We start from the raw sequence: 7,143 nt of genomic DNA, 5'->3' as shown, positions 1-7,143 counted from the left end.
GTTTCCTGGCATGCTCTGGTCCCCTTCACCTTTCGGCTCCAGGTAAGCCATCGGACCCAGCAGACCTCCCTTCGAGTCTGTCCCGCCTTGGCGGGGATGCGTCAGAGCGCCTCGTGGCGCACTGGTTGCCCTTGACGATGAACAGGTAGTGGCCGCCGGCGGCGACGATGTGCCGGGCGTGGTCGTGCTGGGTGTGCAGGGCATCGGCGGTGACCACCACGCTGGTCAGGTCGAGGTGGGACAGCAGGGGTGTGAAGGCGGGGATCTCGTTGCTCTTGGCCTCGACCTGCCGTTGGGCTATGACGATCTGGGTGTTGTGGCAGGTGGCGGCCAGCAGGTGGGTCACGCCTTGGCTGGTGCGGCTGCCGCGCAGGGTCTTGCCGTCCACGGCCAGGCCGGACAGGGGGATCCGGTCTGCGGGCCGGTTGCCTGGGGTGGCGGGGTGGGGCGCAGGTGGCAAGCGCGGTCAGATAGGTGCAGGTAGCGGTGTCGAAGGCGTCGCCGTCCAGGCGGGCGAACAGTCGTCCCAGGGTGCTGGCGGCCAGGCGCACTCTGCCGGGCAGGCCGGCACGGGCGCGCAGGTCAGGGTCGTACCCGGCGATGAACCGGGCGATCTTCGTCAGGGAGGTCGCGCCGCTGACTACGGCGAGCAGGGATACCGCGAGCAAGGGGCCGAGCCGGTAGCGGCGTCCCCGGCGGCTGCGCGGGTCCGGGATGGTGTCCAGGAGTTCGGCGAGCGTGGGCAGATCGAGCGGCTCGGCGGGCAGGTCGGCGACGGTGACGTGCTCCAAGTGGCGCGAGAACACGTCGATCGGGGATGATGGCACGCGAACGCGGCCCCTGTTCTTGATCGACTGGCTAGACACCGACGATCATCAGTGGTCGCGTTTGTCATGTGCACCCCGGGGTGCCCTCAACGCCTGAGCCAGCGAACGTCCATCAGCCGAGAACGCAACGGCCTTGCTCTCCTGGGTCCGGAGAGGAGCCACGGGAGCCAACTTGGGAGCCACCGTCTTGCGGTTCCCTCGGACTTCCCGTGCCCTCCCCAGAGGGTTTTGTATGGTGAGAGGCACCCGATCGACTCAGATCGACTTGATCAGGCTTGCCTGTCTTCCTTCGGGACGAAGAGGTCGTGGGTTCAAATCCCGCCACCCCGACAGTGTGATGTCTCAGGACATCGGAAACCCTCGAACCTACGGGTTCGGGGGTTTCGTCGTGTTGGGGTTTGCCTGGGGTTGGTAGTCGCGGGCGGGGTCGATGGTCAGCTCGCGCAGGAGTTCTCCGGTGACGGCGTTGGCGATGCGGACGTGCAGGTCGTCGATCAGCAGGATGACGTGGGTTCGGGCGTGGGTTCGGCCGATGCCGATGTGGTGGAGGCGGCCGTTGACGCGCAGGGTGACCACGCCGGAGGGGTCGATGCGGTCGTGGCGGACGCGGGCGTGTGTGTCGGCGTCGCGGCTGCCGTCGGGCAGGGCCTTGGGCGAGGCTGTGTAGGCCGCTGCCGGGGTGGCGCGGCGCGGGAGGGACCGGTGCGGGCGGCGGTGGTTGTAGGCATCGGCGAAACGGTCGAGAAGCGTCTGCAGGCCGGCCAGTGTGGCCGGCTGGTCGGGCTGGGCGCGCAGCCAGTTCTTCATGGTCTGCTGGAAGCGTTCGACCTTGCCGCAGGTGGTGGGGTGGTTGGGGCGGCTGTTCTTCTGGCGGACGTGCAGGCGGCGCAGGTCGTGTTCGAAGGCGTTGCGGCCGCCGCGCCCGCCGGCCAGCCGGGTGGTGAACACCATGCCGTTGTCGGTCAGCGTGGAGGCCGGCACGCCGTGCGCGACGACCGCGGCGCGGAAGGTGTCGCGCACGATCGGGCCGGTGACGCGGGCGTGCGCGGTCACCGACAGGGCGTAGCGGGAGTGGTCGTCCAGCCAGGACAGGATCTCGGTGTCGGTGCCGTCGGCGAGGCGGTAGTGGGTGAAGTCGGCCTGCCAGGTCTCGTTCGGCTGTTCTGCCTGGAAGCGGATGTAGGACGAGCGGGGCCGCTTCTTCGGCTCGGGTACCACCAGGCCGCGACGGGTGAGGTATCGGCTGATCGTGGCCCGGGACACCGTCCGCTGATGGTGCTGGCGCAGGTGCCAGGCGATGGTGTCCGGGCCGGCATCCAGGCCTTGCTCGGCGAGCTGTTTGCGGAGCCGGACGATCAACTCGACGGTGTCGGCGTCGATCGCGTTCGGCGAGCTCTTCGGCCGCCGGGAGCGGGGCTCGAACGCCGCCTCGCCCTCGGCCCGGTAGCGCGCGACGAGCTTGGACACCCAGCCCTTGGACACTCCGTAAGCGCGGGCGACCTCTGCCTGGGACCGGCCCTCGACGACAACAGCGGTGATGACAACTCTGGCCTTGGACACACCGCACACGCTGTTGATCGCGGCGGTTGCCTATGTCCTGAGACACACCCTGTTGAAGTTTCCTATGTCCTGCGACATGGGTTTCTTATGTCCTGAACCAGCACACCGCCACCCCGACAGTGGTACCGCAGGTCAAAGGCCTGGTTCTCAAGATCGAGAACCAGGCCTTTGATCGTTGACCGTCATTTGACCGTCCGTATGAACGCCGCCCATGGGCAGTGACAGGTTCAAACGGGTTTCCCTGGGCACCATGTGTCACGCCCATCCACAACAAGGCGCGCCTCTCATGCCGACCGCGTGACACCCCGCTTACTCGACCACTTTCCATGACGAGCTCGTCTTAGCCGCTGGCTGCACGGAGCCGCACACTTGGTTGGTCACGAGCCTCACCCGAGGGCCTGCGCGGCCATGGCGAACACCCAATCTGGGCGGTCGGCCCGTGCAGGGCCATAGGCCATGACCTCGGAGTCGTACGTGTGTGTCAGGCCGTGTTGCTCCACCCAGGAAATGAGCCCGGCGTGCCGCTCGTCGATGTCCACCCGGATGGTCCCGGGCACGTCGGCCGCGAGATCGGCGATCAGCGTTCTGGCAGCCGCGATGTCGTCGGCGATGACGGGACCGATCGTTGTCCGGTCCAGACTCTTCCAGGCGCCGCCGTATCCGGCGATGCCGGATGGGCCCTGTACAACACGCAGGCTGGAACAGAAGGAGGGAAGCGCGGACACCAGAGAGGTACGAGGTGCGCCGAACGCCACCTGGTCCAGGGCCGCTATGGCGGGTAGGTCAGCGGGAGTCGCCAGGCGAGAGGCGGCCTCGCCGACGTTCGCCATCGTGCGGGCGGGGATGCCCGTGAACGTGCTGACGGTGCCGACGCCGCGAAACCCCAACCGCGCATAGAGGTGGCGACCGTACGGCGTGGCGGTCAGGCGGGCGGCGTCTGTGCCCGAGTGTCGCAGCGCGTGCCGCATCATCCGGCCGCCGATACCGCGGCGCTGGTGCCGCTTGGCGACGAGAACCATGCTGATGAACGTCAGTTGTGTCCCGTAGGGGGTGGATATCACCGTACCGGCAAGTCGACCGGCCGGATCTCTCTCACTCGCATCCGGGTCATCGATGCCATACACATCGCCGATTTCGAGCAACAGCCGCCACTTGTGCTCTTCGGCTGGCCAGTCACGGTCTTGTGCCAGTTTCAGGCATTGGGAAAGGTCGTCGATGGTGAGCCGCCGGATATCGCCCACGATTCCTGCGGACTCCGGTTGCGACGTGGTAGCAGCTTGGGCAACAACGAATCCCGTGTTGCCAGTGGGCTGAGGCTGGCTCATATGCACTCCCCTGGGCGTGACATTGGCGATCAGCGGCCGAGGGTAGCCCACACTGCTGCTTTCGCGCTTACTTGGCCTGCCCCCTTGGACATCCCAGAGTTCGCGTGAGCTGAAGGGGCTTCAGGATGAACCCGAGGGTCTTCACGTTCATGGCTTGCCATTCGAACCGTGGTTACCCGTTCGTGACATCGGCCACCCATGTCACATCTTCGGTTGCTCGGCTCTCTCATGAGAGAGACCAGGAACACGCGGGAGAAGCGTGCCGAGGTCATGATCGTGGATGCCGGCCTGGCAGAGCTCACCGTGGCCATCGCTTGCGTGGATGCTGGGGCCGAGGTGACGTCGCACCAGGCGCACGGAACGCTCGGCGGCGGGGCTGTGCGACCGCTCGGCCGTACATCGCCCAGGATGCGCACCAGCGTGCTGTCGAGCATCCCCTGGCCTTCTTCATCGACCTACCCAAGTAACAAAGGAGATCTTTCCATGAAACTCGCTTCGCAGAACGCCATCACCTCACTGGATCCCGACTTCGGCGACATGGCCGTCAAGCGTGGCCGGTTTGCTTGGGGCCTGCAGCAACTCACGATGCGCGAGAAGGCGTTCGTGTTCATCGCCGCTGACCTGTGCTGCCACAACCTGCAGTTCCCGCTGCAGACGCACGTCACGATGGCCCTGTCGAACGGTGTCGCGCTGGAAGACATGCGCGAGGCGGTACGCCACCTCGCTCCCTATGTGGGATATCCGACTGCGGCCGAGGCCCTGATGCGACTGGTCGAGATCGAAAAGTCCATCGAGACCATCAGCCCGCCGACCGGCACGGCGGTGGAGACGAACGTAGAGCTTCCCCCGCAGGTCCTCACCGAGGCGAAGGCGCTGGACGAAGAATTCGCCGCGTTCCTCGAAGAACAGTTCGGCGAGCGCTGGGGCCGGGCCAACCTGACCGTGGCCGAACGAGCCCTGTGCACTATCGCGACCGACGTGCTGAACGGCACTCTCGGCCACTCGTTCCAGATGCATGCCGGCCTGGCGCTCGACCACGGCGCGACCGAGGACCAGCTACGCGCGGTCCTGCTCCTGATCGCCGAGTTCGGCATCGCCAGAGCCGGGCGCGGCTTCGAAGCGCTGCGTGACTTCCTCGCGACTCGACACTGACGTCGCAGAGAGGGCCCCCGGGGGCACCGCGCATGCGGCCTTGCGGGCTGCATGCGCGGTGTGGGGCTCGGCAGGTTGAGGCGGGCCTCACGACGGAGTGCTCTCTGACAGCAGCTCCGTCGTGCACTCGACAGATCGCTATTTCGGCAACTTACTCACGGAATGGTTAGAGGTACGGAAAGTGCGTCGGTTCGGCTGGACGATCAGCAGCTTCATGGCAGGATGCCTGCTCACAGGGTGCTCCGCCCTGCCGGGCATGGACGGAAAGGCGAGCCCCACGGCGAGCATTCCAGGCACACTCCACGCGAGCAGTGCCCCGACACCGGCCCGCGCCGTCTCGGACCAGGAGGCCGCCTCGATCCTCGCGGATTATGTCAAGCGCAACAATGTTGCCAACAAGGCTCGCAGCGACACACTCCTGGCGAGCTACGAAGGCGGCTCCAGCTTGACCATCGACAAGGCCGACTACGCCTCCAGCCGCATCCTGTACAAGACCATCAGGTACCGGCCGTTCGGCTACGTGCGACCGGTCTTCCGCGCGTCGGCAGCGGGGCAGCGGCCCTTGCTCCTGGTCACTGCACAAATGCACTACAAGACGACGACCGAAAAGGAGCCGACATATCTGCTCTTCGTCCGGGAGGCGAACGGTTGGCGGCAAATGTACGCTCCCGATGTCTTCGGCGGCACCACCTCCAAGGAACTGCCCGCGATCGCCGTCGACGCCTCGGGCGTCGCCTCAGAAGTCGGCCCCACGGACAGAACCAGCTTGCTGATGTCACCCGCCGATTTCGCGAAGAAGTACGCCGCCCACCTGGCCGGCAAGGGCACTGCCGCCGCCAAGAGCCTCTTCGCCACCGACAGCATCACCACACAGGACGCGGTGACTCGCCAGAGGACGAAACACTTCGCACGCAGCACATCAACCGCCCGCCCAGCCACCCGCTACCCGTCATACACGATGCGCACCACCGACGGCGGAGCACTGACCTTCACCACGATCGAGCGCACCACGCGCTACGACGTGCGGCCGACCCAGGAACGCGGCTATGTCTCCCATAAGGACAGCGGATTCCTGCGCGGAAGGTACTACACGTACATGAAGGTCACCGAACTGTTCCAGGTGGCAGCCCACATCCCCCCGAAGAACGCCGAACCGGGCCAGGTCAAGGTACTCGCCGCCTATTCCGGCGTCATAGCGGGCAGCGGGCGCTGACCCACAGCCCATCGGCTCCTACACCAGGGTGGTGTGTCCCGGGCCAGCGGAGGCTGTACAGCGACGCCGGGCAGGATGACAGAGCAATTGACTGATCTCCTCCAGCGACGCGCCCAAGCCCCTCAACGGGCCATGGTCAGCATGACTCCCCCTGGTAGGTGGACGCCGACCGCTACAAACTCCAGGATCTGGACTCGTGGCTGACGTGATAGTAGACCCAGAGGTGCCGCTGGAGGACGCCCATGCTCTCAGAAAGAGCGGCGACGTTCTCATCAACATGCGCCGGGGCTGGACTCCCAGGCTGCGGCGGCCGTTCACCAGCGTCCACTACTGGATGCTCGCGGCGTTCGGCCCGGCGGCGTCCTTCGGCCTGCTGCTCAGCCTCGGGCTCCTGAGTCCCGGTCTCGGCCTGCTGCTCGCAATGCTCGGCACCCCTTGGTGATGGTGCTGATCGGCCGCAACGGCTTGCCCAAGGACGAGTCGGACGAGTACGCGGGCGAATGAGCGGCCTTCGCCCAACCGCGCTGGTATGAGGGCCACTACATGCTCATCGACGACCTCGACGAGCCCGCTGCCAAGCTCCTGACCCGAGCCCGGCACGCCATCGCCGCCGTCACCGGCTCTCGGGTCAACGCCGAGGGCCTGCTGGACGACGTGCGCCAACGCGGTGATGCTTCCCGCGCAGGAACGGGAGATCGCCCGCCTGCTGGCCAAGCTGTTCGGCGCTGCGCGCCGAGCACACGCGGACCGTCGCGCCGGGCCTCATCGCTGAGGTCGAGGCTGTGGCCGAACCCCTGAGCCGGGCGCTGGACAGCAGCGAGCAGCCGGTGCTGGCCCAGGTCGAGGCGCTGGAACGGTACGCGGCCAACGTCGCCGACGCCGAGCGCGCCTATGTGGCCCAGTAGTTGCGGGAACGGTACCGGCCTGGGTGACTCGCGAGCTCAACAACGTGCACTGCGGCTGATCCTTTGCGACCCGACCGGGTGCCAACAGGCGCGGCGTGGGTGGTATCCGGTTCTGCCCGTTCGGATCGTCTGAGCTGACCAGGCCGATAGTCTCATCCTCG

The 7,143-nt window shown here is 66.5% G+C and carries 7 protein-coding genes; 4 read left to right on the top strand and 3 right to left on the bottom strand.

The annotated features are described in order from the left end of the window. Positions 1 to 25: 25 nt before the first annotated feature. The 3 genes from ABGB01_RS43265 to ABGB01_RS43255 all read right to left on the bottom strand — a co-directional run bounded on the left by ABGB01_RS43265 (position 26) and on the right by ABGB01_RS43255 (position 3,712). Positions 26 to 460 (bottom strand): ISAs1 family transposase, encoded by a 435-nt coding sequence (locus ABGB01_RS43265; protein ID WP_347779918.1) that lies wholly within the window; start codon positions 458 to 460, stop codon positions 26 to 28. Positions 461 to 1,193: 733 nt separating this feature from the next. After that, on the bottom strand, positions 1,194 to 2,387 hold the full coding sequence (locus tag ABGB01_RS43260) for an IS481 family transposase (protein WP_347779916.1): 1,194 nt from the start codon (positions 2,385 to 2,387) through the stop codon (positions 1,194 to 1,196). Between the two features lie 386 nt (positions 2,388 to 2,773). Beyond that, the gene (locus ABGB01_RS43255) at positions 2,774 to 3,712 is read right to left on the bottom strand and encodes a GNAT family N-acetyltransferase (protein WP_347779915.1); all 939 of its coding nucleotides are present in this window, start codon (positions 3,710 to 3,712) and stop codon (positions 2,774 to 2,776) included. A 270-nt stretch (positions 3,713 to 3,982) separates the two neighbouring features. Here ABGB01_RS43255 and ABGB01_RS43250 point away from each other — a divergent pair, with 270 nt between their 5' ends. The 4 genes from ABGB01_RS43250 (at position 3,983) to ABGB01_RS43235 (ending at position 6,982) form a co-directional block, all read left to right on the top strand. Continuing rightward, the gene (locus ABGB01_RS43250) at positions 3,983 to 4,864 is read left to right on the top strand and encodes a carboxymuconolactone decarboxylase family protein (RefSeq protein ID WP_347779913.1); all 882 of its coding nucleotides are present in this window, start codon (positions 3,983 to 3,985) and stop codon (positions 4,862 to 4,864) included. A 121-nt stretch (positions 4,865 to 4,985) separates the two neighbouring features. Next, complete coding sequence (locus ABGB01_RS43245; RefSeq protein ID WP_347779912.1) at positions 4,986 to 6,077, top strand: hypothetical protein; 1,092 nt, start codon at positions 4,986 to 4,988, stop codon at positions 6,075 to 6,077. Positions 6,078 to 6,273: 196 nt separating this feature from the next. After that, positions 6,274 to 6,519: a hypothetical protein gene (locus ABGB01_RS43240; RefSeq protein WP_347779911.1), complete on the top strand. Its 246-nt coding sequence runs from the start codon at positions 6,274 to 6,276 to the stop codon at positions 6,517 to 6,519. Between the two features lie 340 nt (positions 6,520 to 6,859). Then, positions 6,860 to 6,982 (top strand): hypothetical protein, encoded by a 123-nt coding sequence (locus ABGB01_RS43235; protein ID WP_347779910.1) that lies wholly within the window; start codon positions 6,860 to 6,862, stop codon positions 6,980 to 6,982. Positions 6,983 to 7,143: the final 161 nt, after the last annotated feature.

Source organism: Nonomuraea sp. B5E05 (assembly GCF_039880665.1).
Taxonomy (GTDB): domain Bacteria; phylum Actinomycetota; class Actinomycetes; order Streptosporangiales; family Streptosporangiaceae; genus Nonomuraea.
Note: the sequence above shows the minus strand (reverse complement) of the source record. Positions and strands in the feature narration are given on the sequence as shown.